This window comes from Bradyrhizobium liaoningense, assembly GCF_018130785.1.
GTDB lineage: Bacteria > Pseudomonadota > Alphaproteobacteria > Rhizobiales > Xanthobacteraceae > Bradyrhizobium > Bradyrhizobium liaoningense_A.
Genome location: NZ_JAFCJT010000011.1, coordinates 15,115 through 40,194 on the forward strand (window position 1 = coordinate 15,115; position 25,080 = coordinate 40,194).

Sequence of the window (25,080 nt, forward strand, 5' to 3'; positions counted from 1 at the left end):
TCGTCTGGTTCAGTTGGCGAGGGTCCCGTTCAAAGGACAAGCCGCCGCATCAAGCCTCGCCGAATTTCGATAGCGTTTCCAGCGCGGTCGGCGGTGCATTAATACCCGGCCGATCAAGCTCTAAATTTCAAATTAACGCCTCTGAGGCGCAATGGAGGTCATTGGATAGTCGCGCATTTATTTGAGTACAGGCCCCTGCCATGATGGCAACTTTGCCTGCTGATATTCTGGTTGAACTGGAAGTGGCGGTCGCGACGTGCCCGCCGGACCGCTGCGCACGCATCCTCTCCGGTATTGTGCAGTTGCTCACTGGTCACCGCGACCGGCCCCAGGAATTGCTCGCCGGTGTGGTTGACGGCGTTCTGCTGCGATTGACGGAACGCGTCGAGGCCAGCGCCCTGATTCAACTCAGCACCGCGCTTGCCGAGCTTGACGTGGCCCCGCCAGAGACCTTACGGCGTCTCGCCGCGCACGATGACCCGGACGTGGCCTGTCCCGTCCTGCTCAAATCGCTGGCACTCTCAGCCACCGATCTCGCGGTGGTCGCTGCGTCGTGCGGCGAGCGGCATCAACGCACGATCGCTGCTCGCAACTCGATCGAGCCTGAAGTGACCGAGGCGCTGATCAAACGCGGCGGCCCGATCTGCCTCGCGCTGATCAAGAACCCGGGAACCCGGTTCTCCGAGGCGGCTTACGCCGCGCTGATCGCCAAGGCCGATCAGGACGGCGAGATTGCGAAGGCGCTGGTGCTGCGGCCCGGCACGCCCGACCAGGTTGTGCGGAAGCTGCTCTCCGTCGCGCCGGCCCCGAAGGCGCCGGCCAAGCCCATCGCATCCGCCATTCCGCCCGTACAACGGGCAGCGCCGGCTCCGCCCGGGCCGCCATGCCCGGCCGACTATGCAAGCGCGAGGCCGGAGATCGTCGCGCTCAGCCGCGTCGGCAAGCTCAACGATTCCACGGTGAACCGTTTCGCGATCCGCGGCGAGACCGCCAATCTGTTCACGGCACTGTCGGTGCTCTCAGGCGCTCCGATCGAGATCGTGGAGCACGTCATGACCGATGACGATTGCGAGGGCCTCGTCATGGCCTGCCGGGCGTCGCGGCTGAACTGGGCAACCACGCTCGCGATCCTGAGCAATCGCGGCTGTGCACGTCTCTCCTTCGTAGAACGCGAGCGGGCGCAGCACATATTCGAAACGCTTCTCTTGTCGACCAGCCAATGGACAGTGCGCTGGGGGGAAATTGCAGCGAGTGCCAACCCAGGCGATCCTCGCGGCACAAAAATGGGGGTTAACCGATGAGGTTCGACGGTCGCAAGGCGCTTCGCGTACGGATGGATCACAAGCAGGCCGTCAATCTGATGGGCTCCGACGGCACCTGGCGACGCAGTTGCTTCCTGCTCGACGTGTCGCAAAGCGGCGCCAAGATCGAGGTCGAAGGTACGCTCGACGTGCTCCAGGCCAAGGAATTCTTCATGCTGCTGTCATCGACGGGTCTTGCCTACCGGCGGTGCGAACTGGTGTGGATCGACGGCACCATGGCCGGCGTGCACTTCATCACCGCGGACGGCAAGAAGAAGCCGGCGAGTGCAAAAGCGGCCGCCGCGCAGAACGCCACTCCAAGCAAATAGGCTCCAGAATTCATCGACCTCATTCAGTTTCATTATAGTCCCGGCTCGCCGTGCAGAATGCCCGAACCATATCCAGCCCCGTCAAAAGGGACGGCGGCACCCGAGAGACGGAAGCGGCTCGCCCGTTTGTGCATGTGCTGGCCGATTCCTCCGACAAATTGGCGGGCGTCTGCTCGGCCCTCGAACGGCAGTTTACCGTCGCCGGCGAACGACTCGATGCGGAAGCCAGGCTGTCACAAGTGCCATTCGCGGTCGTGGTTCGCGCAGAGCTGCGTGACGTCGGCAACATCGCGGCCATCAAGAAGCGCGCCGGCAAGCTGGCGAAAGCCACGAAGCGCATCTTCCTCGTCGAGCACTCATCTCACGTCGGCATCTCGCAGGCCTACGCGCTCGGCGCCACCCTCGTTCTTCCCGGGGCTATCAACAAGATCAAGCTGCTGGCAGCGCTGGCTGATCCGGCCGAGCTTGCCTCTGCTGCCTCGAGTGACGCACCGCAACCGGACGACGCCGTTGAAACCGCGGCAACCGCCATCGCTTCGATGTTCACCGCCGTCACGCTCGGTGAGCCCCTCGACGTCGACGGCACGAAGGAAGCGGGCCGCAGGATCGCCGACCGCATCACCGAGCACGGCCTGTCCGAATGGCTTGCCACGGTGCGGCGTCACCATGAGGGAACCTACCAGCATTGCCTGCTCGTGACCGGCGTGGCGATCGACTTCGGACTGAGCCTCGGCGTCGGGCGAACCGATCTCGAGCGGCTGTATTCCGCAGCCATGTTCCACGACATCGGCAAGGCGCAGATTCCGCTTGCGATCCTGGACAAGCCCGGCCGCCTCGACGCCGACGAACGCGCCATGATCGAGATGCATCCGGCGGCGGGTTACGAGTTCCTGAAGGATCACGAGAGAATCTCGCCTGAGATCCTCGACGCCGTGCGGCATCACCACGAATATCTCGACGGGAGCGGTTATCCCGACGGGCTGTGCGGCGAGAGCATCAACGACATCGTCCGCATTCTGACGATCTCGGACATCTTCGCAGCGCTGATCGAACACCGGCACTACAAGCCGATGATGCCGCGCACCGAGGCCTACAACATTCTTTGCGGGATGACCGGAAAGCTGGAGAAGGCCCTCGTAACCTCGTTCAAAGAGGTTGCGCTCACGCGATGACCGCGTGGGCGGAGCGATCCCGCAGCGAGGACCTCGTCATGAACCGCGCTTAGTGCGTGGCCCGGTATTTGGCGCGGTGCGGAATCGACCGGGAGGCCAGTCCATCCGCAAGCAGCTTCATGTCCTCGCGTCTGCCACTCCGGATCAGCTTGCCGAGCTCATCGGGTGTGAAGGGAAGATTTGGATCATCATCAATCGGATACCGCGGTCGCGGACCGAAGAACCGTCGAATCAGGCTAGCCAGCCGCCGCATGTCGATTCCCTCGCGCCAGCAACAAACCTTTCACTGCGCGTATTGTTCCTCCCGCGCGATCGAGATTGCAAGAGGCCACCAACGGCTCGGCACCAAAAATTTCGACGAGGGAATAATCTCCTTTCCGCCGCCTCAGCCGGCTCTGCGCGTTAGTCGGCTCGCAACGTCAGCCGGCTGTGCGCATCAGCGACTTCTCGCGCTAGTCGGCAAAGCCGACATAACGCACGAAATCGTCGTTGCCCTCGCGATCGGAGCGAACGGCGTTGGCGGCGAAGCTGTCGTCGGGATAACCCATCGCGACACAGGTCATGATGACCTCGTCTTCCGGAATCTTTGCGACCTCGCGCACGATGTCGGAGCGCATGATGCCCTGCCCGTTGATCACCGAACCGAGACCGCGGTCCCAGGCCGCGAGCACGATGCCGTAGCAGAGCGCGCCGAGATCGAAATGACAGACCGCGCCAGGATCGAGCACGCGATCATAGGTCAAGACTAGCGAGACCGGCGCGTCGAACTGGCGGAAGCCGCGCAGCACCCAGTCCTGCCGCATCGGCTTGTCGTCGCGTTCAATCCCCATCGCGCCGAACAGCTTCTTGGCGATGTCGACCTGGCGCGTGCGATGAATGCCCTGGTATTCGCCGTGGCTGATGATGTCGCGTTTGACCTTGGCGCCGCCGACCATCTCTTCCATGTTGCGGCGGCGCACTTCTTCGAGCGGGTTGCCCGTGAGCACATGGACATGCCAGGGCTGGGTGTTCATCGACGACGGCGCGCGCTTGGCACTCTCGATGATCGCCTCGATCACCGCACGCGGCACCGGCTCGTTCCTGAAGCCGCGCACGCTGCGGCGCGACTGGACCAGCGTTTCGAATTCCACCTCAAGATCTCCCTGCCCGTTCATTCTGCCGGCATCGCGATTGTAACGCGTGAGCGGTTGCCGATGCCGCGCGCGAAATCTATGCTAACCCGCAAGCAAGACCAAGAACCCCGTGAGGACCCATCATGGCTGCCCCGCTCGATCCCGTCATCGCCCAGATCATTCCGCTGCTGCCGCTGCGCGATCCCACCACGATGACGCCACAGAGCGCCCGCGATGCCTTGCGCGCACTGGCTGCCTCGCGCGCGGCCGTGCCGCCGCCGCCCGTCGATGCCGTTGCGGAGATCAAGGTCAAGGGCGGTGCAGGCCCGCTCGACGCGCGTGTCTATCGGGTCGGCACCGCGTCCGCGCCAACCGTGGTGTTCTTCCACGGCGGCGGCTGGGTCGCGGGCGATCTCGAGACCCATGACCGGCAGGCGCGCAACCTCGCGATCGAAACCGGTGCGGTCGTCGTCTCCGTCGATTATCGGCGCCCACCGGAAACGCGCTTTCCCGGCGCCTTCGAGGACGCCTTCGCTGCCACAAGTGACATCTTCAACCGCGTCGCGGAATTTGGCGGCGATGCAAAGCGTCTCGGCGTTGCCGGCGACAGCGCCGGCGGCAATCTTGCAGCCGCCACCGCAATCGCCTGCCGCGACGCCGGCATCACGCTCGCGGCGCAATTGCTGGTCTATCCCGTGACCGACGTCGTAGGCGGCTACGCTGACGTGCGCGAGAACGCGCGCTTTCCGTCGCGCGCCGAGAATGCCGAGGGCTATTTCCTCTCCCGCGCCGTGATGGAATGGTTTTGCGGCCACTACCTGGCCGACCCCGCTCACGCCGGCGACTGGCGCGTCTCCCCGTTGCGCGCGGAGCTCGCCGGCGTCGCGCCGGCAATCGTGACCACCGCCTGGTTCGATCCCTTGCGCGACGAGGGCGCGGCCTATGCAGGGGCACTGGAAGCCGCCGGTGTCCGCGTGAAGCACCATGAGGGCCCCGGCCTGATCCATGGCTATTTCGGCCTCGGCGATGCTTCCGCGGCCGCAAAGGCCGAGGCGCAGCGCGCACGGGCCGATTTCAAGACACTGCTCGCGCGCGGAATCTGAACCGCAGATGAATGGAAAAATCCGCGATGCCGGTCGCGGCGCGCATCGATCCTGCTTGATTGCGCCACGATTCGCGGCTCCAATCCGCTCGGTCATTTTGTCCTAGGGAGACACCCATGATGAAGCGGATTTTTCTCGCAGCGATCGTCGCCACCTTTGCGGCAGGCTCGGCCCTCGCGGAGGACACATGCGAGAGCAAGGCGGTCGGCAAGGACGGCAAGCCGCTCGCCGGCGCCGCCAAGACCTCGTTCATGAAGAAGTGCAAGGCCGACGCCTGCGCGCCCAAGGCCGTCAGCGCCGACGGCAAGCCGCTCGCCGGTGCCGCCAAGAACAGCTTCATGAAGAAGTGCGAAGTCGGCGCCTGATCGCTGCTGGTTCGCCACTGCTGCACGGACACTCTGCAACTTCGTCATGCCCGGCCCTGTCCCGGGCATCCACGTTATTTCCAAATTGCTGTTTTTGAAGCGCCCACCGACCGTAGGGGTTGCCCAGTGGCCATCACCGTTCGGCCGATGACTCTGCAGGAAACTGCACTGATCATTGAGTATTTCCACGCAGCGACGCCAGAGCACCTGGAAATGCTCGGGGTCGACCCAACACGACTACCACCGGCGCTGCAATGGCAGCGACTTTATGAGCAAATGTTCGACCGGCCTGTCGAGCAACGAAACGGCTTTTTGGTAAGCTGGCTCTCCGACGATAAGGTCTTGGGGTTCTCGACAGCCGACAAGATCCGCATCGGCCAGCAGGCAAACATGCATCTACACGTCACGGACCCCTCGCTGCGTAAGCAGGGGATTGGCGTAGAGTGTGTCCGAAAGACCGTCGAACTCTATTTCCAGGTTCTAGGGTTGAAGCAACTCTTCTGTGAGCCCAATGCGTTCAATGTGGCTCCGAACCGCACGCTTCAAAAGGCGGGCTTCACATACGTCAAGACGCACATGACCGTTCCGGGCCCTCTTAACTTCCACCAAGCGGTAAACCGCTGGATGATCGATAGAAGTTGATGGCGTAGATCGCCGTCGCGTCGAATTTGCGAGTACGCCCCGGATGGCCGGAACAAGTCGAGAGCACGAACGTCCGCTTGCAAGGCCGTCGTCAAGTCCTTCGAATTAACCACCAACTCCGATCCAATTTTAATAAGACAACAAAGCTGCTTGTTAAAGGCAAGCGGCGCAGATCAACGTGCCGGAATTGCCGTTTTCCGGGATGTCGGCGGGACCGGAAAAGTGACTTCGTCAGGTGCGGTCGCCATCACTGCGATCGTTCGATTGGAAGTTACCTTTCATTGGGAGCATCTCGCCATGATCGAACGTCGTGCAATGAAGCGCATACCGGTCAACCGGGCGGCGCGGCTATCGTTTGGTGAACTTCGCGAGACTCATCCATGCCTGGTGCGCGATATCAACGCCCTGGGTGCCTGCATCTCCACGCCGTACTACATATTTGCCGACGAATTCGTGTTGTCGTTCGACGGCCATTCCGGAGTCTTCTTCTGCCGCATCGCATGGAGAAAGCAGACGCTGTGCGGGGTTTGCTTCCTCCTCCGTCGTCGCTCGCCGAAAGCGGCGAACGATTCGGACACGCTCGCAAATGTGGTGCGACTTGATCGCCACTTGATCGCGACTTGATCGCCACGCCGGACGCCTCGGCGGGTGCATCAGTATGGGGCCGGTGAACGCAAGCGGTCGCCTGATGGCCTCGGCTGCGGTCGCGGCCAGTAGGGGTTCTCCACGCACATCGCAGCAAGTCCGGCGGCCGACGCCCGGCACTGATCCCATGATGTATATGCGCATTCAAAATAGGTGCTGCCACCCCACTCCCATCTCTGAAGGCAGACGGGGTTCCTGGGATCGTAAGTTTGAGCTGTAGCCGAGGCGATCACCAGGATCGCCGCACTGCCTAGGATAAGCCAACGAAGCATCCGCATCGTCACCTCCTCCAAATGGGTCATCCAAGCTTTCCGGTTCGACCGCCGCGCGCGTGAGGATGGGAGACGCTTTGCGGCGCTACTTTCGTCCTGCGCCTTCGCTCGTCGAGCGGCGAACGATTCCGTCACACCCGCGTCGGCACCTCTGAACCCGCTTATAACTCATCCGATAAGTGGCCGTGAGCCTTGCTCGGAAAGCCCCAGCGACCGCCATGCTGCAATGTCACTGGTCCTTCCGCATTGCTCGCAAATCAGGTGAGAGCATCCTAGACCTCATCCCCGCCGGGGGAAGCTTCACCGGAGACCTTTGATCTGGATCAAAGAGTCGGACGATCGATGCAATCTCAACTTCTGCGATAGGCGACGTTCGGAACCATCGACGTCTGTCACGTCAGATTTGCAAATTAGGGGGCAACCAACAGACCTGCAACGTAGTGGAGAGACCGCCATGGCCGTCAATCTCATCTCAGCTGCACACCAACTCCTGACCCCTGAAATCATTGGGCAGATTGCCGCCTTTCTCGGCATGGACCGAAGCGCTGCGCAGAAGGCCGCGGTAGCGGCCATCCCGACTATATTGGCCAGCCTGTCGGACCTGGTCGGAACCCCGGCTGGCGCCAATCAACTGTCAAAACTGCTGTCCCAACAGCAAGGCAACAATCCCATGGATCTGCTGCGCAACTCCGGCGTTCCCGGCCTGGCTCAGACGGGTTCGAGCATGTTGTCCGGACTGCTGGGAGACCGGACCACGGACACCATGGCCCAGGCAATCGGCAGATTCGCGGGAACGGGTGACGGCGGTGGCAAGTCGTTACTCGCCGTGGTCGGCCCGTTGGTCATGGGCATGCTCGGTCAGCAACAGCGTGACGCCGGGATGGATGCAAACGGACTCGCATCGCTTCTTCGCTCGCAGCGAGATCAGATCACGGCGGCGATTCCATCGGGCCTCAGTGATCAACTCAGCGCCGTGGGCCTGATTGACAAGGCGCGCAGTGGAATGGCCACGGCTGCCGCCACAGGGAGCCAGTTTGCCGGCGCTGCCGGTGCCACTGGTGCGAGCCGGGCCGCCATGGCCGCCGCCCGGACGCAATGGCCATATTGGCTCGTCGCGCTGGTTATCCTTGGTGGTCTTGCCATATATGCGCTTCAGCGTCCGACCGAGCAGACGGTCGCTCAGAGCACAACTGTCACGCGGCCTTCAGCCGGAACTGTGGGCATGGCGCCCGCGGATTTCACCGTTGACGGAGTGAATCTGGCGAACCAGGTCAATTCGTCCCTTGGGACGCTGAAGGCTCAACTGCCAACCATCACCGATGAAGCCAGCGCGCAGGCCACCCTGCCGAAGATCAACGACGCCATCGCACAGTTGGATGGCATCACGGCGCGGGCGGCCAAGCTTTCTCCGGAATCTCGACGCGCGCTTGCCAAGCTGATCGTCGCGGCGGCGCCGGCAATCAATGAGATGTGCAACAAGATCTCGGCGACGCCGGCCGGCACGATCGCAAAGCCCGTGATCGACAATCTTCGTGCCAAGCTCGACGAGCTGGCGAAAGTCTGAGACGTCACACGCAAGAACCTCGCCACACTTCAGCGACGGGACGTGCTTCGCAGCCTCCCGTCCTGCAAGATGAAAGGAAAAGACTCCATGGCCGACAAGACCAATTTCACCAAGGACGAATGGGCGCTCCTCTTGCGAAGCCCGATGAATGCAGGAATGGCCATTACGGCGGCCGAGCCGAGCGGACTGTTTGGCCTTCTGAAGGAATCGTTTGCCGGCGGCACCGCACTCGCCCAGGCGGCGACCGACCCCAATGCCAACCCCTTGGTAAAGGCTGTGGTCGCCGACTTCCAGACGAGCGACGGCCGGGCCGCGGCTCATGACGGGTTGAAGGCAGAACTCGGCAAGAGCACGCCGACCGAGATCAAGAGCAAGACGATCGCATCGTTGTGCGAGGTCACGGCGCTGCTTGCTGCAAAAGCTCCTGGTGATGCCGCGGCTTTCAAGGGTTGGCTGCGTCAAATTAGTCAAAAGACGGCCGAGGCTGCATCGGAAGGCGGAGGCTTGTTCGGTGGAGGTGTTCAGGTCAGTGACGCCGAGAAAGCAACCCTGGGCGAAATCTCCAGCGCGCTTGGCATCTGATCCCGGTGCAACGCACGCCCTACACCTTGGCCTAGATTGGGAGTTCGCGTAGCACCCGCTACGCGCGATGCCCCTACCAGAGCCGCTGGCTTCCCCAAGGCCAGCGACTTTTCCTTGCGGCGGTATACGGGCAATTGGGCAAGCCCTCGTCGCGCATCGGCTGAGCGCTGATTGAAGCCGCGCTGTCTTGGACGGCAACGTTGACCTATGTCAAAGCCGGCAATTCCTGGAACCGAACTACTCCAACCAGCTGAGGCGCTGGGAGGCCATCATGAAACGATGGAGCGGTCAACCTGCATTGCTCGCTGCTACCGCGATTGCCGCGTCATGCATCGCATACGACGGCGGAATTGACGTTGCACACGCGAAGTTCGGTCGAACAACGAAGTCCGCGACTGTCCCGGGCGCGACGCAGCCGGAAGTACATGACCATACCCGCGACCCAAACGGTTCGCCAGGCGCCAACGACCTCCCCCCGATTGCCGGCAAACCAGCCCGACGCCGTCAGCGCACAGCAGAGCAAGATCAGAAAGCTCACGGTGAAATTCGCCGAGCAACGCATCGGAAGAGCAAGCATCAGCATGCATTTCATAAAAAGCACCATCGACGGCACACCCCCCTGTCCGGGCTTGCGAGTTTCTACTCGGAAGATCAGATGACCGCGAGCGGCGAAAGGTTCAACAAACATGCGCTGCATGCGGCGCATCCGTCCTTGCCTTTTGGAACGCGCTTGCGTGTGACCAATGTCTCGAACGGAAGGTCCGTGATCGTGAGAGTCAATGACCGTGGTCCGTTTGTTCGTGGACGCATCATCGACGTTACATCGCGTGCGGCTGAAGCCCTTGGAATGATCAGGATGGGCGTGGTCAATGTCACGCTTCAAATCGTTCAATAATGACCGGCCCATTTCGTAGATCGACTGCGACCCAGGCCGTGATCAAAGCGGCGCGAAACCACTGCTTCAGCCGAAACGGCAACTTCCGTACATGCTTAGTCCCGCCTGAACCGGTAGTCGAACGCTGCGCCGAGCGGCTTGATCAGCCCTACCGTCGGTGCCGGGAAATGGATCGGCAGGATCAGCGTGTCGGTGTCGGCGACGGAGACGAAGAACTTTCGCCGCGAGACCGCCGACTGCCTGGCATCCCAATCCGGCTTCGCCGACCAGTCCGGCTCGCGGCACTGGATCTGGTGATGCATGAGGTCGCCTGCGACCACCGCGCGGCTACCCTTCGAAAAGATATTCACACAGCAATGACAAGGTGAATGCCCCGGCGTCGGCGTCAGCGTGACGGTGTCATCGAGCGCGTAGTCATCGTCGACCAGCAACGCCTGCCCGGCCTCGACGATCGGCAGGCAATTGTCGCGAAACACGGTGCCCGGCGGATTGTTTCCCTTGGCGTGCTCGGCCTCCCAGGCCGCATACTCGCCCTTGTGGAAGACGTATTTCGCGTTTGGAAACGTCGGCACCCAGCGGCCGTCGCGCAAGGTCGTATTCCAGCCGGTGTGGTCGATGTGCAGATGCGTGCAGAAGACGTAGTCGATCTGCTCGAAGCCGATGCCGAGCGCGAACAACTCCTTGCGCCAGCGCTCCTTGCCGGGAAAGTCGAACGGCGGCGGATGGCCCTTGTCCTCGCCGGTGCAGGTGTCCACCAGGATCGTGTAGCGCGGTGTGCGCACCACAAAGGTCTGATAGGTGATCACCATCATGCCGCGCGCCGCATCGAACACCTCCGGCTCCATCGTCGGCAGATGACGCTTGAACACGCCCTCGTCATAGGCCGGGAAGAAATCCTGCGGCCGCCGCCACGGCCCTTCCCGCTCGATCACCGCATCGATGGTGATGTCGCCGATCCTGAGCTGCTTCATGGTTGTTTCGCTCCTTTTTTAAGGAAGCGTAGCGGGCGACACAGGACCGTTCAAGCCGCGAGGCGCATAGGCCTCCCATGCACCCCGATTGCCGCAAATCAACCTCAAACGCCGCCGACGATAACCCTGGAATGGGGAATATCTGGTGGGCAGGAAACTCAGAGTCGCCACGGCAGTCCTGATTGCCGTGGCCGCGGGCGTCTACATCAACAACACCGATCTGCTGGCGCCGCATCGCGACGGCAAACCGGTGCTGCTCGCGCATCGCGGCATGGCACAGCGGTTTGACGAGCGCGATGTGAGGAACGACACCTGCACCGCCGCGCGAATGTTACCGCCTGCGCATGACTACCTCGAGAACACCCTCCGTTCGATGCATGCGAGCTTCGACGCCGGCGCCGATGTGGTCGAGCTCGACGTGCACCCGACGACCGACGGCGAATTCGCCGTCTTCCATGACTGGACTCTCGACTGCCGTACCGACGGCCAAGGCGTCACGCGCGAACAGAGCATGGCGAAACTGAAAATGCTCGACATCGGCTACGGCTACACGGCCGACGGCGGCAAGACATTCCCGTTTCGCGGCAAAGGCATCGGGATGATGCCGACATTGTCGGAGGTGTTCGCCGCCTTCCCTGACAAGAAACTCCTGATCAACGTGAAGAGCCGGGACCCAAACGAAGGCGAGAAACTTGCCGCCGTGCTGAACGCGCTCCCGGCCGAACGCCGCCGGACGATCATGGTCTATGGCGGCGACGAGCCCATCGACGTGATCCGTGGCCTCGTCCCGGACGTCCGCACCATTTCGCGCGGGGCCATCCGGAGCTGCCTGATCCGCTATATCGGCTATGGCTGGACCGGCCTGATGCCAGCCGCCTGCCGCAACGCGATGGTGCTGGTACCGATCAACGCCGCCCCCTGGCTATGGGGCTGGCCCGATCGCTTCCTCAATCGCATGACCGACGCCAACAGCGCGGTCTTCGTGCTCGGCCCCTACAGCGGCGGCGAGTTCTCCACCGGCATCGATACGCCCGAACTGTTCGCCCGGCTGCCGCAAGCCTATCCCGGCGGGATCTGGACCAACGAGATCGAGGCGATCGCCACGATCTCGCGCAAGAGCAAAAACTAGCTCCGCAACCCCGGCGCTTCCTGTCCCGTGCGCGCGACATATTCCGTGTAGCCGCCGCCGAACTGGTGAATGCCTTCCGGCGTCAGCTCCAGCACGCGGTTCGACAGCGTCGCCAGGAAGTGGCGGTCATGCGAGACGAACAGCATGGTGCCCTCGAAATCCGCCAGCGCCGTGATCAGCATCTCCTTGGTGGCGAGGTCGAGATGGTTGGTCGGCTCGTCCAGCACCAGGAAGTTCGGCGGATCGAACAGCATTTTTGCCATCACGAGGCGCGCCTTTTCGCCGCCCGAGAGGACGCGGCAGCGCTTCTCGACGTCGTCGCCGGAGAAGCCGAAACAACCGGCCAGCGCACGCAATGATCCCTGCCCCGCGGTCGGAAACTGGTCTTCGAGCGACTGAAACACGGTGCGCTCGCCGTCGAGCAGATCCATCGCGTGCTGGGCGAAATAGCCCATCTTGACGCTGCCGCCGACTGCCACCGTACCCTCGTCCGGCTCGCTCGCGCCGGCAATGAGCTTGAGCAGGGTCGACTTGCCGGCACCGTTGACGCCCATCACGCACCAGCGCTCGCGGCGACGGATCATGAAATCGAGGCCGTCATAGATGCGCTTGCTGCCATAGCCCTTGTGCACGTTCTTCAAGGCGACGACGTCCTCGCCCGAGCGTGGCGCCGGCGGGAAATCGAACGCGATGCTCTGGCGGCGGCGCGGCGGCTCGACCCGCTCGATCTTGTCGAGCTTCTTCACCCGGCTCTGCACCTGGGCCGCATGCGATGCGCGCGCTTTGAAGCGCTCGATGAACTTGATCTCCTTGGCGAGCATTGCCTGCTGGCGTTCGAACTGCGCCTGCTGCTGCTTCTCGTTCTGCGCCCGCTGCTGCTCGTAGAATTCGTAGTCGCCGGTGTAGGTGGTGAGCGAGCCGGAATCGATCTCGATCACCTTGGAGATCACGCGGTTGATGAACTCGCGGTCGTGCGACGTCATCAGCAGTGTGCCTTCGAAGTCGTGCAAAAACTTCTCCAGCCAGATCAGGCTTTCGAGATCGAGATGGTTGCTCGGCTCGTCGAGCAGCATGACGTCCGGCCGCATCAGGAGAATACGCGCCAGCGCCACGCGCATCTTCCAGCCGCCGGAGAGTTTTCCGACGTCGCCGTCCATCATCTCCTGGCTGAAGCCGAGGCCGGACAGCGCCTCGCGCGCCCGGCCGTCGAGCGCATAGCCGTCGAGCTCCTCGAACGCGTGCTGCACCTCGCCATAGCGCGCGATGATCTCGTCCATCTGATCGGCCTTGTCAGGGTCGGCCATATCAGCTTCGAGCTCGCGCAATTCGGCCGCGACCTCGCTGACGGGACCCGCGCCGTTCATCACCTCGGCCACGGCGCTGCGGCCAGACATCTCGCCGACGTCCTGGTTGAAATAGCCGATGGTGATGCCGCGATCGGTGGACACCTGCCCCTCGTCGGGCAGTTCCTCACCGGCGATCATGCGGAACAGGGTGGTCTTGCCCGCGCCGTTCGGGCCGACGAGGCCGATCTTCTCGCCCTTGTTGAGGGCGGCGGAAGCTTCGATGAACAGGATCTGGTGGCCGGCTTGCTTGCTGACGTTGTCGAGGCGGATCATGGGGTCTTTTCGGGGGATTTTTGCGTTGCAGCGTCATAGGCCATGCGGGGGCCCAGGGGAAGCCCGGACAGGCCCGGATTTCGCGTCTGCCGATCCCAGCCCGCCGTCTGCTTGCGGCCCCGAAGACGCCGTCCGAACCGCATGCGCGGCCTCCTCCAGTGCCTGATCGCGACTTGCCGGTGCCGCTGTCAGGAGTCAGGTTATGAGGAGATGGTGCTTCATGACGAGGAAGATCACGTCGACTTCCTGGAAACCCGGCTCGACCCGGTGTCGAGGATTGGTGCTGAACCATATGCGCAACGCCATAGCGGGGACCTTGAGGAAGATTGACTGCGAATAGCCGGAAACAGCAGGCGTCTCGCGCGTGGGAGTGACCACTGATGAAGCACTGGTTGCCCGGACTCAATGCGCTCCGTCGATATGAAGTCGCGTGGCTTGCGCACGATGTTTTCGCCGGTGTCGTCCTGGCGACAATGCTGGTCCCCGTTGGAATCGCCTACGCGGTCGCATCTGGGTTGCCCGGCATCTATGGCCTGTACGCCACGATCGTGCCGCTGCTGGCTTACGCGTTGTTCGGCCCAAGCCGCATTCTCGTCCTCGGCCCGGACTCGGCGCTGGCGGGAATACTTCTCGGCGTCATCACGCCTCTGGCTCACGGCGATCCCGTGCGCGCAGTGACGCTTGCCGGCATGATGGCTATCGTCTCAGGGGTGGTTTGCATCCTGGCTGGTGTCGCGCGTTTGGGTTTTGTCACGGAGCTTCTCTCCAAGCCGATACGTTACGGCTACATGAACGGAATTGCGCTGACCGTCTTGATCAGCCAGTTGCCTAAACTCTTCGGCTTTTCCATTGAGGGCGAAGGACCGTTGCGAAGCTTATGGGCGATCGTCAACGCGATCCTTGCTGGACAGATCAATTGGGTCGCGTTCGCGATCGGGTTCGCGACGTTGGCCGCGATTCTACTTCTCAAGAACACCAAATTGCCGGGCATCCTGATTGCCGTCGTTGCGGCGACTGTCGTCGTCGGCGTGCTCGATCTCGGGACGCGGTACGGCGTCAAGGTGCTGGGGCCGCTTCCTCAGGGGCTGCCGGGCTTCGTCGTCCCGTGGATCACCTCCAGCGACATCGTCCCGGTGCTGCTCGGCGGTTGCGCAATAGCAATGGTCTCGTTTGCCGATACGAGCGTACTTTCACGCGCCTACGCCGCGCGATTGGGGTCGCGTGTCGACCCCAATCAGGAGATGGTCGGGCTTGGTGCCGCCAATCTGGCGGCAGGCTTTTTTCAGGGCTTTCCGATCAGCAGCAGCAGCTCACGTACACCCGTCGCAGAAGCCGCCGGCGCCCGCACCCAGCTCACCAGCGTCGTCGGTGCGCTGGCCATCGCCCTGCTTCTGCTGGTCGCGCCCAGTCTGCTGCAGCATCTGCCCACGGCCGCATTGGCCGCCGTCGTCATTGCATCGGCGATCGGGCTGATTGAAGTTGCCGACCTCAAGCGCATCTATCGCATTCAACGCTGGGAATTCTGGCTGTCGATCGTCTGCTTCGTCGGCGTGGCGGTGCTCGGCGTCATTCCAGGAATCGGTCTTGCGATCGCTCTCGCGATCATCGAGTTCCTCTGGGACGGCTGGCGGCCGCACTCCGCAGTTTTGGGGCGCGCCCAGGGTATCAAGGGTTATCACGACATCACGAGATATCCGGCTGCTCGCCGAGTTCCGGGACTGGTCCTGTTTCGGTGGGATGCGCCGCTGTTTTTCGCCAACGCGGAATTCTTCAGGGAGCGTGTCCTGGATGCCATCGCGACGTCGCCAACACCCGTGCGTTGGCTGGTTGTTGCCGCGGAGCCGGTTACGAGCGTGGACGTCACCGCGTGCGACGTGGTTGCCGAACTGGACCGGACGTTGCACGCGCAGGGTGTCGAGTTTTGCTTCGCAGAACTCAAAGACCCCGTGAAAGACAAGCTGAAGAGATTTGGTGTGTACGAGCAGCTTGGTGAGCACTATTTCTTCCCAACAATCGGCGTGGCCGTCTCCCGCTATATCGAGATCAACAAAGTGGATTGGGACGACTGGGAGGATCAAGCCAAGCAAGACTCCGAGCCACTCGCGGGCCGAAATGTCAAAGCCGGCCCTTAGCTGATGTGAATGCCTGCTTCTGGCCGGCCCAAGGACGGCATTCGTCCACCCCCGCTTCGACGCCGCTTCCTCGCGTAAGCGGTCGCGGCTTCGATGAGTCCGAGCTACGCCCGCCGCATCAGCTTCCGCTTAGGGTTCATTTCCCGACTTCAATCCGACCAATCACAACGGGCCGCTTGCTCATATCAACGGACATCATGAGCGTGGTGGCACATATCCGACGAGGGCCAAGCCGAGATATTCAACCTTTGCCGGTATCCGTCTTGCTGCTACACTCCGAGCGGACTGCGACGACCGAGGCCGGGGAGACCATCCATGCAACCGGTCACTCGCTACGCGAAAAGCGGCGACGTCCATATCGCTTACCAACTGTTTGGCGACGGGCCGATTAATCTGGTTCTCGCTCCCTATTTCGTGTCGAACATTGAGGTCTACTGGGAGCATCCCGAAGTCGCTCGATGGCTGTTGCGGCTGGGATCCTTTGCTCGGGTGGCAATGTTTGACAAGCGTGGGACAGGCATGTCCGATCGCGTCCCGGAGCTTCCGGGCCTCGACCAACGTATGGACGACCTTCGGGCAGTTATGGACGCCGCAAACATGGAACAGGCGGCGCTCCTTGGAGCATCGGAAGGCGCATCTCTGGCAGCGCTGTTCGCTGCCACCTATCCGGCACGATCCCGTGCGCTGATCCTCTACGGCGGCTTTGCGCAATTTTCATCCTGGCTACCGACAGATAAGGATCTGTCAGAGTTCCTTGCATATATTGATCAGGCTTGGGGTTCTGGCGCCAGTATAGCCATCTTTTTTCCCTCCCTTGCCAACGATCCGGCCGCACAACAATGGATGGGCAGATTTGAGCGCTTGGGGGCGAGCCCCGCTGCGGCGACCGAACTCATGCGCATGAATAGTCAAATCGATATTAGTAACGTCCTGCCAACGATCCGGATTCCCACCCTTGTCGTTCACCGCACCGGCGACAGAGCAATCAATGTGGAGGGGGGCCGTTATCTGGCTGAGCATATCTCCGGAGCTCGTTACGTCGAGCTTCCAGGAATTGACCACCCTCCCTTTTTCGGCGACAACGCCGATCTTATTGCGGATACGATCGAGGAATTCTTGACCGGCGTGCGCGCGCCGGTCACCGTCGATCGGGTGCTCGCTACGGTTCTCTTTACCGATATCGTTGGATCGACCGAGAAGGCGGCTGCACTCGGCGACCGCCGTTGGCACGATCTGTTTGATGCCCATCACGCCACAATCCGACGCAACCTCGATCGCTTCCGCGGGCACGAAGTGAAGACGACTGGCGACGGCGTTCTGGCCACTTTTGATGGACCGGCACGCGGGGTGCGCTGCGCGTGCGCAATAGCCGAAGAGGTTCGATCTCTGGGCATCGAAATCCGCGCGGGACTGCACACGGGCGAGTGCGAAATGAGCGATGACGATGTTGGCGGCATCGCCGTCCACATCGGTGCACGCGTTGCAGCGCTCGCAGGCGCGGGCGAGGTCCTGGTATCGAGTACCGTCAAAGAACTGGTGGCCGGGTCAGCGTTACGGTTCGGCGACCGTGGTGCCCGATCGCTGAAGGGTGTTCCCGGCGAATGGCGCATATTTGCAGTCGAGCGATGACTGTCCAACAATCCTGCGATTCCGGTTCATTGCAACTCAGGTGCTTTCGCAAAACGGGCGCCAGATGTCGTCTTGGGGGCGACAAGTCTTGGGGTCGATAAGACACCTTTGTCGGACCGTTGATCAGATCAAATGCGACTGAGAAATCGGACGCAACCCGATGACCCAATTCCGGAGAGTGACGCTATCGCCACGCCGAAGCTTGGCGCGCGTTAGAAAATGAAAAGTTCTGACACCTGCCGGACCCACTGGAGCCCGGCCAGGCCAATATTTTGCACTCGAAATGTTCAGTGCATGCGAGGACCAGTCGACCGTGACGTCACTGAGCGTGCATCGAAGACCTGTTGCAGCATCGTGCGCGCCTCGACCCCACGGCCTCGATCCTTCATTGACCGCGCCAGCGGAGCTGCGGCCTTCAGCTCCCACCCCGATGCGCGTTGGCGCCTTGCATGATCCATGGACTGTCGAAGCACCAATTCTGCTGCCGCGTGGTCCGGATTTGGGCTCATCAGGATGATTTGCGCCTGTGTGCGTAGCAGTTCCGGCATCCAGAATATCTGGCGCATCCGCTCAGCGGACAGAATTGCCGATTGAATGGTCTCGCGCGCCTCTTCATGTATTCCGCTTCGAGCAAGTCCATCGGCGAGAGCCCGGGATGCGGCGGGTATGACCATATGGAGTTGCTCTCGGTGGAGCGCCTTGAGCGCCTGGCGCAACGCTTCAACCCCGGCCGCGGGCCTCCCGCTCATGAAGAGCCACTCTCCCTTCAGAGCCTCAGCGGCAGCCGCAAGACCGCGGAGAGAATGCTTCTCAGCCAGTGAGATTGCACGATCGACATGATCGGCAACGTCGCCAGTGTTCCCATTCCACAGCAGCACCGGGACGGAGTGGACCACCGCCATGCAGTAGTTTGCCGCAGGAGCCAACCGGGTAGCCTCGTTCATCGCCTCGAGCGCCTGCTTGCAAGCTTGCTTGCGGGAGCCGAGCAACCAGAGAGACCGCGCCAGCGCGATCTCAGCGCGCAGATGGTGATCATACCCGAACAAATTGATGTCGAGCCGGCCAATTGCCTTCTCGAGCTCAAAACCGCACCTGCAATGCTTCATGGCCGCGACTTGATCACCGGCCAGATGGTAAGCTGCCGCCAGCATCCATTCGGCAATAATCCTGTCGCTCAATGAGCCACTCAGCTCCGCGACAGTTCTGCATCTTGTTGCTGCGGCCAACGCTCCTTCAAAGTCACCGAGCCTCGTAAGGAAGAGATTGAGACCAGCCAGCAGACGCAGTTGTGGCAATGCTTCTTCTCGCGCCTCGTGAAGTTCCACCCGCGCCGTATGGCTGCCTGAACTTCGGTCGTGTTGCCCAATGTATGCAATGATGAGACCGCGTACGCTTCCTGCAAGCGTGCCTCTCGATGCGACAATCCACCGAAATTCGTAATCGCTGTCAGTGCCGCTCCCGACCAACGCCGGCACTCGACCAGCAACCACAGACCGAGGAACAAAGGCGAGGAATCTGCAGCAAGCTCGATCCCGATCGAGCAATCCTCTTTCGAGAAGCTCCACTCAAGTGCCTTTCGCACGTTTCCGATGTGAGGCGAATAGCGCCCTATGTCGGCATACGCGCCATGCTCGAGCGCGATCGCCTTGAAGAAGGCGCCGAAATAGCACGCGTGACGCTCGGAAATCAGCTCGATCTCCCCGAGATCCTCCAGCTTGGCCGCAGCGTATGTGCGTGTCGTATCGGGTAAACGATAGAACACGGTATCGCCGACCGAATGGACCCAGACGAGCGATTTGTCCACCAGCCTCGCGATTGCCATCTCGACTTCCGCACTCTTGCGCTCTCCAACTCCCGCAACAGAGCAAGCGGCCTCGATCGTGAACAAGCCGACAAATATGGACAGATTGGAAAGAACGCGCTGTTCGCTTTCGGCAAGCAGGCGAAAGCTCCAGTCGAGCATCGCCTGGAGCGTGCGGTGTCGTGGGACAGCGTTCCGCTGGCCGGTCAGTGACAGCTCCAGGTCGCTGGCAAGCAAGCCCGCAACGCCCCGAAGCCCGTAAGTCCCCACTCGGCTGGCAACCAGCTCGATCGCGAGTGCAATTCCGTCGGTGCGACGGCATATTTCGGAAACGACCGGCGCATCAGCGTCGCTCAGCGCACCCTCAAAGCCAGCGAGCGAGGCTCTCTCCAGGAACAGCCTCACCGCCGGGGCCGTCATCGCGTCAGCCGCGCTCGGAACGTCGTCGGTTGGGCAGGCAAGTGGGCTGAGGAGATGCACAATCTCGCCCTCGACGTCCAATGCTTCCCTCGAGGTGACGAGCAGACAAACATCGCGGGCATGGAACAGCTGGCTAGCCAAACCCGCGGATGCGTCGAGGAGATGCTCGCAACTATCCAGCACGATCAGAATTCGCTTATCGGCAACGAACCTCAAGAGATCAGCAAGGGCGTCGGATCCCCCGAGCGAGCAACCAACTGCTGAGAGAACCGCGCCGGCAACCGAGCCAGGCTCGCAAATGGCGCCCAGATCGACAAATACGGCACCGTCATCGCCAAACTCCGCTTCCAGCCGCCGAACGATAGCCCCGGCCACGGTCGTCTTGCCGATACCGCCAGCTCCAACGATGCTGACAAAACGTTGCTTCATGATCACCGCACAGAGGTCGTCGACGACCTCGTCCCGCCCAACGAGCAATCTGGGCATCGACTGGAATTGCCGGCCGGGCCTGGGTGGCGGAACGTATCCAGAAGATGAAGGCCCGTCACGGCGTTTGCGCTCGATCGGCGCCACAAAACTGTAGCCTCGGCCAGAAACGGTGACGATGTAACGGCCTTCGCCCAAAGTCCGGCGAAGGGAAGCAACGTGCACTCTCAGGGCAGCCTCATCGATGACAACGTCGCGCCCCGCGGACATCAGGAGATCGCGCTTGCTGACGAGTTCGCCGGCCCGATCGGTCAGGGCGACCAGGAGGTCGAAAGCGCGTGAACCGATCCGAACTTCATTTCCATCCCTCAGGAGCTGTCGACGAAACCTGTCCAGTTGGAAGTCGCCGAAGAATATTCCCGCATCGGAACTTGCGGGAGAACTGATACTCCTGACCATGACAGGCCTGTCCTCAAGCTCTCATCCAGAGGAAACGTGCCAGCGCGAAATAGCTGCTCGTCGCGCACAGCTGCGCGTCAATCGGCAGTGGGGAACAGCGGGCGCATTGCTTTCAAATCATCGCAGCGCCGCGACATCGTATTCCATGTGACAGTCAGTCACATCTTGGCGCTTTTGCAAATTCGCACGGTTTTGTAACGCACTTCGGAAGGACGTGCGGTTCCGCTCAAGCCCGCCGCATCAGCCTCAGCGAGGCCGCAAGGCGCAGGCTGCGCTTGCCGGCGAGCGCGATGCCTTCGAGCTCGCCGCTCTCCGCCGTGCAAGTCCCGGAGAAACCAATCCCGACCTCATTGCCGCCGAAGACGGGATTTTCGCCCTTCGCCGGCGTGTGTTCCTGGTTGACGATCTCGCCCTTCCAGCGGCCCTCCTCCGAGGAATAGGAACCGAGGTAGTAGAAGAACGCATCGCCGCCGAGGATGCGGCCGTCCATCAGCAACATCACGCCGGAGAGCCCGGCATCGACGCCGTCGAGCGTGCGCAGACGGATCGCATAGAGCCCGTTGGCGATCCCGCCCGGCCCGACCGCGCCGCGCGGCGGCAGCGCCTCGTCGTCGAGCGGCGCGAGGTTTGCCCAGAACACGCTGTCGGGCATCGGATCGGCCTTGCCCTCGAGATCGGCCTTGCCCTCGAGCAGGATCGTCGATCCCTCCATCCTGCCGCGGACCTTGATCGCGGCCACGTCGGTGCCCATCAGCGGCTTGTAGTTGGGATCGTCATTGTGGCGTTCGGTGATGACGTTGGCCTCGATCGCGCCGTCCCTGACGTCGTAAGTCCCGAGATGCGCGAAGGCGGAATTGCCGCCCAGCATCTTGCCATCGTGCAGGCACATGATGCTGCGGCCGAACGCGCCGCCAACGCCGTATTCAACTTTGTAGAGTCCGTCCAGCAATGTCTTGAGCCCGCAAAATCGGAACAAAATCGGAAAAAGAATCGCGGGCTACCTAGCACTGTCGCCACACCGAAGCCATCCGGCTTTTCCGCGCAGGGCCGGGAGCGGAGCCCACTCGCCGCATGATGCCATCATGCCCCTGTTTTGCCCGACGGGTCAATCGGTTTTTCGCAAAATCCGTAAAGACGCGATTTCAACCACTTGGCTACTGTGCATGGGGTTGTTTTTCGACTTTTTTGTCTGACCTGCCCGGAGCAGCCCACCTCACGCGCTAGTGACGCTTGAAATACTGCACTTCGCGCTCGTGCTTCTCGGCCGCCGCGCGGCTCCTGAACGTGCCGAGGTTGCGGCGCTTGCCGGTCTTGGGATTCACCTTGCGTGAATAGAGGCGGTATTCGCCGGATGCCAGTTTGCGGATCATGATGGGGCCTCCCGCTCGTTGTGGTTCAACGGCCCGTGCCGGAGCTGGTTCCTCCTTGAGGTTCGTTCGAACCCGCCGGCGCGAGTTCACGACAAAGGGGCATGGACCAGATACAACCATCAGCCGAGGAACTGATCGCCGCGATCGTCGCCAGCGCAGCGAAGCAGCCGCTGCTTGATGCGGCCTTCGAACTCTGGCGCTGGCGCTACCGATTGGATTCGATCGAGCGGCGTCCGACCGCCGAGGAGGTCCGCGTCAATCGCACCCTCACGCCCGAGCAGATCAGCGCGAAATATTGCCACGACCGCGATCATGCCCATGAAGGGCCGATGTTCGGCCATGTGAAGCGCGCCCATCCGCGAGCCAGTGACGATGCGATCCGGCAGGCCATCATCACCGCCGTCAAATTCGAGGGCGCGGCCGAGGCACATTTCAACTGGGACGGCGATTTCTGGGACTGCATCGTGCGCGCGGTGGCACAGGCGGCCGCGCAATATCCCGACTTTCTCGAGACGACCTACCGCGACGCCCGCAACAATCTCGCCTATTACATGAAGTAGTCGGAGTATCGACCACGCCCGTCATTGCGAGGAGCCCGCGACAAAATTGCGAAGTAGTTTGGCGCTGGAGATGAAGCAATCCAGAGTCCTGCCACGTTGACAGTCCGGATTGCTTCGCTGCGCTCGCAATGACGTCGGAGCAAGTTAGAAGCACAGCGTGGTGACGAGCTTGCCCTGCTTGTCCTTGATCGCATAGGGACAGCGGATCCGCTCCAGCGCCTTCTTGGCGTCCTCGTCGCCGAGCGCGGCAGCGCGCTCGTAATAGGCCTTTGCGGCGTCCTTGTCCTTCGCGCCGCCACGGCCGTCCTGCGCGAAGGCGCCCATCCGCTCCAGCGCGCCGGGATGGTTTTGCGCCGCCGCCTTCTCGAACATCGCGCGCGCCGCGACGTCGTCCCTCTCGCCGCCGTTGCCGTTGGAGAGCATCAGGCCGAGCTGATACTGCGCCTCCGCGTTGGTCTCGGCCGCCCTGCCGAGCAGCGCGCGCGCCTGTGCGGGATCGGCCGGCGCACCACCGCCGGCGCCGCCGAGCGCGGCAAGATTGCTGACACCGCGGGGATTGCCGGCCTGCGCCGCCCGCTCGAACAGCTTTCGCGCTTGTGCTTCGTCTTTCGCAACACCGGAGCCGGTGCCGTAGGCGACGCCGAGCTCGACCATCGCGGCGCTCGAGCCCTTGTCGGCCGCCTTGCGCCAGGCGGCGATCGCCTCCGCCGTCTGCCGGTTGGCGGCATAGGCGCGGCCGAGCGCGAACATCGCCCGCCGCGAGGATGACGCGGCCTGCTTGCAGAACTTGACGGCGGTCGCAACGTCGGACGGAGCGATCTCCGCCACGCCTCTCACGTCGGCCGGCTTGTCGGGATCGCTGGGATCGGCCGCGACCCGGTCACACAGGACGAGATCGGCCGATTGGGCCTGCGCCGATAACGGCGCGGCAAGCGCGAGGAGGATGGCAAGGAGACAAGTCCGCATGGGCACTACGTTGCGTCTCTGCCCCGGCAAATTCAAGGCTCGAGCCCCGATTGGCGCAGCACCGGGACGACGTCCGGCGATGCCAGATAGCGCAGCAGCCGATCGGCCGCTTCGGCATGTTTGGCGTTGGCCACGCGGCCGGCGGAGAACACGGCCGGTGTCTGCAAATCGTGCGGAATGGGGCCTACGACCTCGATGCCGTCGACCTGCTTCAGCTCGCTGATCTGCTGCACGGCGAGGTCGGCCTCGCCATTCACGAGCCGCTCCGCCGTGAAGCCCTGCTCGACGATCGTGGCCTTGGCGTTGATCTCGGCCGCGATGCCCCATCGCTCAATCAGCTGGGCGAAATAGACACCGCTTGCGCCCAGCCGCGAATAGGCGACGGACCGCGCCGCGAGCAGTGTTTTGCGGAGCGCGGCTTCGCCGCCGATATCGGGATGCGCCTGCCCTGCCCGCACGGCAATGCCGACGAAGGAGCGCGCCAGATCGGCCGCGCTCTCGGCGATCACGCGGCCCTCGCCGATCATCTCGTCGAGCCCCTCGCGGGTGAGGATGACGAGATCGGCGGCCTCGCCGGCACGCAGGCGCTTGAGCAGTGCCAGGGTTGGCGCGAAGTCGGCATCGACATGGATGCCCGATGCGCTCTCGAAGGCGGAGGACAGGCTGCGCATCGCGCCCATCAGGCCGAGCGTCGAGAGCATGCGAATTTTTTCCATGGGCTATTCCTGTAGCGGTCAGGCGCGGTGCATCAGCTTGAGCGCGGCGGTCAGGCGCAGGCTGCGCTTGCCGGCGAGCGCCGTTGCCTCCAGCACCGCCTGCTCTGCATCATAGCTGCCGGAGAAACCGATGCCGACCTCGTGGCCGCCGAAGATCGGATCGTCCTTGGCCGGCGTGTGCTCCTGGTTGAGGATCTGGCCCTTCCAGCGGCCATTCGCGGCGGTGTAGCTGCCGAGATAGTAGAACGCGGCGTCGCCACCGAGGATACGGCCCTGGTTGAGCAGCATCACGCCGGTGAGACCGCCGTCGACGCCGTCGAGCATGCGCAGGTGAACCGAATAGAGACCGTCGGTGATGCCGGCCTCGCCGACGCCGCCCGCGATCGGCACCTCGTCTTCGGTGATCGGCGTCATCACCGACTGGAAGGGCACGCCGGGCAGCTCTTTCAGCTCGCCCTTGAAGCGATAGAGATCGCCATCGGCCCAGCCCTTCGCAAGCAAGGTCGCATCGTCGGTGCCGGCCATGGCGCGATAGTTCGGGTCCGGGTTGTGGCGGACCGTCTTGATGACGATGTCGACGCCGCCTTCGGTCCTCTCATAGGTGCCGATATGGGCGAAGGCCGAATTGCCGCCCAGCATCTTGCCATTGCCGGCATGCATCACGCTCCGGCCGATACTGTCGCCGAGCTGAAATCGCACCTTGTAGAAGCCTTCAAACACCAGCCGTCCCCGGCCCTGCGCGCATCCAGAGGCACTCTATCCCGCTTTCGACGGCGATGGACAAGTTTCACGCGGACAAGCCTGGCAGGCCACAGGAACGCGCGTCATCAAAATGCAAAAATCCGCCGGAGCCTTGCAGCTCCGGCGGATTGAAGACCAACCCGGGCCAGCCCCCCAGCC

At 62.5% G+C, this 25,080-nt stretch carries 25 protein-coding genes; 14 read left to right on the forward strand and 11 right to left on the reverse strand.

What is annotated here, in order from left to right:
- The first annotated feature begins 200 nt into the window (after positions 1 to 200).
- From JQ627_RS21760 to JQ627_RS21770, 3 genes are read left to right on the forward strand one after another with little or no spacing between them, the layout of a single operon-like run.
- Positions 201 to 1,301, forward strand: a complete 1,101-nt coding sequence (locus tag JQ627_RS21760) for a DUF2336 domain-containing protein (protein WP_212486191.1) — start codon at positions 201 to 203, stop codon at positions 1,299 to 1,301.
- On the forward strand, positions 1,298 to 1,630 hold the full coding sequence (locus tag JQ627_RS21765; protein WP_212486192.1) for a PilZ domain-containing protein: 333 nt from the start codon (positions 1,298 to 1,300) through the stop codon (positions 1,628 to 1,630). The genes JQ627_RS21760 and JQ627_RS21765 overlap by 4 nt, the downstream gene beginning before the upstream one ends.
- A gap of 50 nt (positions 1,631 to 1,680) precedes the next feature.
- Positions 1,681 to 2,802: an HD-GYP domain-containing protein gene (locus JQ627_RS21770; RefSeq protein WP_212486193.1), complete on the forward strand. Its 1,122-nt coding sequence runs from the start codon at positions 1,681 to 1,683 to the stop codon at positions 2,800 to 2,802.
- A 452-nt stretch (positions 2,803 to 3,254) separates the two neighbouring features.
- On the opposite strand, the gene JQ627_RS21775 is transcribed toward JQ627_RS21770, so the two are convergent.
- A complete protein-coding gene (locus tag JQ627_RS21775) occupies positions 3,255 to 3,932 on the reverse strand; it encodes a nitroreductase (RefSeq protein ID WP_212486194.1) in 678 nt (225 codons plus the stop codon).
- Positions 3,933 to 4,057: 125 nt separating this feature from the next.
- Here JQ627_RS21775 and JQ627_RS21780 point away from each other — a divergent pair, with 125 nt between their 5' ends.
- The 4 genes from JQ627_RS21780 (at position 4,058) to JQ627_RS21795 (ending at position 6,648) form a co-directional block, all read left to right on the forward strand.
- Positions 4,058 to 5,017, forward strand: a complete 960-nt coding sequence (locus JQ627_RS21780; RefSeq protein ID WP_212486195.1) for an alpha/beta hydrolase — start codon at positions 4,058 to 4,060, stop codon at positions 5,015 to 5,017.
- A 116-nt stretch (positions 5,018 to 5,133) separates the two neighbouring features.
- Entirely contained in the window at positions 5,134 to 5,382 is a 249-nt protein-coding gene (locus JQ627_RS21785; RefSeq protein ID WP_212486196.1) for a hypothetical protein, read from the forward strand.
- A gap of 126 nt (positions 5,383 to 5,508) precedes the next feature.
- Complete coding sequence (locus tag JQ627_RS21790; protein ID WP_212486197.1) at positions 5,509 to 6,024, forward strand: GNAT family N-acetyltransferase; 516 nt, start codon at positions 5,509 to 5,511, stop codon at positions 6,022 to 6,024.
- Positions 6,025 to 6,321: 297 nt separating this feature from the next.
- Positions 6,322 to 6,648 (forward strand): PilZ domain-containing protein, encoded by a 327-nt coding sequence (locus JQ627_RS21795; protein ID WP_212486198.1) that lies wholly within the window; start codon positions 6,322 to 6,324, stop codon positions 6,646 to 6,648.
- Between the two features lie 29 nt (positions 6,649 to 6,677).
- Here JQ627_RS21795 and JQ627_RS21800 read toward each other — a convergent pair whose 3' ends face one another.
- On the reverse strand, positions 6,678 to 6,971 hold the full coding sequence (locus JQ627_RS21800; RefSeq protein ID WP_312015798.1) for a DUF3551 domain-containing protein: 294 nt from the start codon (positions 6,969 to 6,971) through the stop codon (positions 6,678 to 6,680).
- A 424-nt stretch (positions 6,972 to 7,395) separates the two neighbouring features.
- Here JQ627_RS21800 and JQ627_RS21805 point away from each other — a divergent pair, with 424 nt between their 5' ends.
- From JQ627_RS21805 to JQ627_RS39115, 3 genes are all read left to right on the forward strand, one after another.
- A complete protein-coding gene (locus tag JQ627_RS21805; protein ID WP_212486199.1) occupies positions 7,396 to 8,505 on the forward strand; it encodes a DUF937 domain-containing protein in 1,110 nt (369 codons plus the stop codon).
- Between the two features lie 87 nt (positions 8,506 to 8,592).
- Positions 8,593 to 9,087 carry a hypothetical protein gene (locus JQ627_RS21810; RefSeq protein WP_212486200.1) on the forward strand — a complete coding sequence of 165 codons (495 nt, stop codon included), beginning with the start codon at positions 8,593 to 8,595 and terminating at the stop codon, positions 9,085 to 9,087.
- Positions 9,088 to 9,358: 271 nt separating this feature from the next.
- Entirely contained in the window at positions 9,359 to 9,982 is a 624-nt protein-coding gene (locus tag JQ627_RS39115) for a septal ring lytic transglycosylase RlpA family protein (protein ID WP_249143261.1), read from the forward strand.
- A 95-nt stretch (positions 9,983 to 10,077) separates the two neighbouring features.
- Here JQ627_RS39115 and JQ627_RS21820 read toward each other — a convergent pair whose 3' ends face one another.
- On the reverse strand, positions 10,078 to 10,953 hold the full coding sequence (locus tag JQ627_RS21820; RefSeq protein ID WP_212486201.1) for an MBL fold metallo-hydrolase: 876 nt from the start codon (positions 10,951 to 10,953) through the stop codon (positions 10,078 to 10,080).
- Positions 10,954 to 11,098: 145 nt separating this feature from the next.
- Here JQ627_RS21820 and JQ627_RS21825 point away from each other — a divergent pair, with 145 nt between their 5' ends.
- Entirely contained in the window at positions 11,099 to 12,082 is a 984-nt protein-coding gene (locus JQ627_RS21825) for a glycerophosphodiester phosphodiesterase family protein (protein WP_212486202.1), read from the forward strand.
- Here JQ627_RS21825 and JQ627_RS21830 read toward each other — a convergent pair.
- Entirely contained in the window at positions 12,079 to 13,701 is a 1,623-nt protein-coding gene (locus JQ627_RS21830) for an ABC-F family ATP-binding cassette domain-containing protein (protein WP_212486203.1), read from the reverse strand. The genes JQ627_RS21825 and JQ627_RS21830 overlap by 4 nt on opposite strands.
- Before the next feature lie 380 nt (positions 13,702 to 14,081).
- Here JQ627_RS21830 and JQ627_RS21835 point away from each other — a divergent pair, with 380 nt between their 5' ends.
- Together JQ627_RS21835 and JQ627_RS21840 are read left to right on the forward strand one after the other, a co-directional pair.
- On the forward strand, positions 14,082 to 15,833 hold the full coding sequence (locus JQ627_RS21835) for a SulP family inorganic anion transporter (RefSeq protein ID WP_212486204.1): 1,752 nt from the start codon (positions 14,082 to 14,084) through the stop codon (positions 15,831 to 15,833).
- Positions 15,834 to 16,148: 315 nt separating this feature from the next.
- A complete protein-coding gene (locus JQ627_RS21840) occupies positions 16,149 to 17,462 on the forward strand; it encodes an adenylate/guanylate cyclase domain-containing protein (RefSeq protein WP_212486205.1) in 1,314 nt (437 codons plus the stop codon).
- Between the two features lie 287 nt (positions 17,463 to 17,749).
- Here the strand turns inward: JQ627_RS21840 and JQ627_RS21845 are convergent, their stop codons facing one another.
- From JQ627_RS21845 to JQ627_RS21860, 4 genes are all read right to left on the reverse strand, one after another.
- Positions 17,750 to 18,640 (reverse strand): hypothetical protein, encoded by an 891-nt coding sequence (locus JQ627_RS21845; RefSeq protein WP_212486206.1) that lies wholly within the window; start codon positions 18,638 to 18,640, stop codon positions 17,750 to 17,752.
- Positions 18,641 to 18,648: 8 nt separating this feature from the next.
- On the reverse strand, positions 18,649 to 20,568 hold the full coding sequence (locus JQ627_RS21850; RefSeq protein WP_212486207.1) for a winged helix-turn-helix domain-containing protein: 1,920 nt from the start codon (positions 20,566 to 20,568) through the stop codon (positions 18,649 to 18,651).
- 226 nt (positions 20,569 to 20,794) lie between these two features.
- On the reverse strand, positions 20,795 to 21,517 hold the full coding sequence (locus tag JQ627_RS21855; RefSeq protein ID WP_212486208.1) for a GrlR family regulatory protein: 723 nt from the start codon (positions 21,515 to 21,517) through the stop codon (positions 20,795 to 20,797).
- A gap of 271 nt (positions 21,518 to 21,788) precedes the next feature.
- Positions 21,789 to 21,938, reverse strand: coding sequence for a hypothetical protein (locus tag JQ627_RS21860; protein ID WP_007591825.1), 150 nt, complete (start codon positions 21,936 to 21,938; stop codon positions 21,789 to 21,791).
- 101 nt (positions 21,939 to 22,039) lie between these two features.
- On the opposite strand from JQ627_RS21860, the gene JQ627_RS21865 reads away from it, so the two are divergent.
- The gene (locus JQ627_RS21865) at positions 22,040 to 22,498 is read left to right on the forward strand and encodes a hypothetical protein (RefSeq protein WP_212486209.1); all 459 of its coding nucleotides are present in this window, start codon (positions 22,040 to 22,042) and stop codon (positions 22,496 to 22,498) included.
- Positions 22,499 to 22,642: 144 nt separating this feature from the next.
- Here the strand turns inward: JQ627_RS21865 and JQ627_RS21870 are convergent, their stop codons facing one another.
- From JQ627_RS21870 to JQ627_RS21880, 3 genes are read right to left on the reverse strand one after another with little or no spacing between them, the layout of a single operon-like run.
- Positions 22,643 to 23,464, reverse strand: coding sequence for a tetratricopeptide repeat protein (locus JQ627_RS21870; protein ID WP_212486210.1), 822 nt, complete (start codon positions 23,462 to 23,464; stop codon positions 22,643 to 22,645).
- A 32-nt stretch (positions 23,465 to 23,496) separates the two neighbouring features.
- Positions 23,497 to 24,180, reverse strand: a complete 684-nt coding sequence (locus tag JQ627_RS21875; RefSeq protein WP_212486211.1) for a substrate-binding domain-containing protein — start codon at positions 24,178 to 24,180, stop codon at positions 23,497 to 23,499.
- Positions 24,181 to 24,198: 18 nt separating this feature from the next.
- The gene (locus tag JQ627_RS21880; protein ID WP_212486212.1) at positions 24,199 to 24,900 is read right to left on the reverse strand and encodes a GrlR family regulatory protein; all 702 of its coding nucleotides are present in this window, start codon (positions 24,898 to 24,900) and stop codon (positions 24,199 to 24,201) included.
- Positions 24,901 to 25,080 lie beyond the last annotated feature (180 nt).

Coding starts and splice junctions, on each gene's coding strand:
- JQ627_RS21760 (WP_212486191.1), top strand. CDS start 201: ATGATGGCAACTTTGCCTGCTGATATTCTGGTTGAACTGGAAGTGGCG.
- JQ627_RS21765 (WP_212486192.1), top strand. CDS start 1,298: ATGAGGTTCGACGGTCGCAAGGCGCTTCGCGTACGGATGGATCACAAG.
- JQ627_RS21780 (WP_212486195.1), top strand. CDS start 4,058: ATGGCTGCCCCGCTCGATCCCGTCATCGCCCAGATCATTCCGCTGCTG.
- JQ627_RS21785 (WP_212486196.1), top strand. CDS start 5,134: ATGATGAAGCGGATTTTTCTCGCAGCGATCGTCGCCACCTTTGCGGCA.
- JQ627_RS21795 (WP_212486198.1), top strand. CDS start 6,322: ATGATCGAACGTCGTGCAATGAAGCGCATACCGGTCAACCGGGCGGCG.
- JQ627_RS21800 (WP_312015798.1), bottom strand. CDS start 6,971: ATGACCCATTTGGAGGAGGTGACGATGCGGATGCTTCGTTGGCTTATC.
- JQ627_RS21805 (WP_212486199.1), top strand. CDS start 7,396: ATGGCCGTCAATCTCATCTCAGCTGCACACCAACTCCTGACCCCTGAA.
- JQ627_RS21810 (WP_212486200.1), top strand. CDS start 8,593: ATGGCCGACAAGACCAATTTCACCAAGGACGAATGGGCGCTCCTCTTG.
- JQ627_RS39115 (WP_249143261.1), top strand. CDS start 9,359: ATGAAACGATGGAGCGGTCAACCTGCATTGCTCGCTGCTACCGCGATT.
- JQ627_RS21820 (WP_212486201.1), bottom strand. CDS start 10,953: ATGAAGCAGCTCAGGATCGGCGACATCACCATCGATGCGGTGATCGAG.
- JQ627_RS21830 (WP_212486203.1), bottom strand. CDS start 13,701: ATGATCCGCCTCGACAACGTCAGCAAGCAAGCCGGCCACCAGATCCTG.
- JQ627_RS21835 (WP_212486204.1), top strand. CDS start 14,082: ATGAAGCACTGGTTGCCCGGACTCAATGCGCTCCGTCGATATGAAGTC.
- JQ627_RS21840 (WP_212486205.1), top strand. CDS start 16,149: ATGCAACCGGTCACTCGCTACGCGAAAAGCGGCGACGTCCATATCGCT.
- JQ627_RS21850 (WP_212486207.1), bottom strand. CDS start 20,568: ATGGTCAGGAGTATCAGTTCTCCCGCAAGTTCCGATGCGGGAATATTC.
- JQ627_RS21860 (WP_007591825.1), bottom strand. CDS start 21,938: ATGATCCGCAAACTGGCATCCGGCGAATACCGCCTCTATTCACGCAAG.
- JQ627_RS21865 (WP_212486209.1), top strand. CDS start 22,040: ATGGACCAGATACAACCATCAGCCGAGGAACTGATCGCCGCGATCGTC.
- JQ627_RS21870 (WP_212486210.1), bottom strand. CDS start 23,464: ATGCGGACTTGTCTCCTTGCCATCCTCCTCGCGCTTGCCGCGCCGTTA.
- JQ627_RS21875 (WP_212486211.1), bottom strand. CDS start 24,180: ATGGAAAAAATTCGCATGCTCTCGACGCTCGGCCTGATGGGCGCGATG.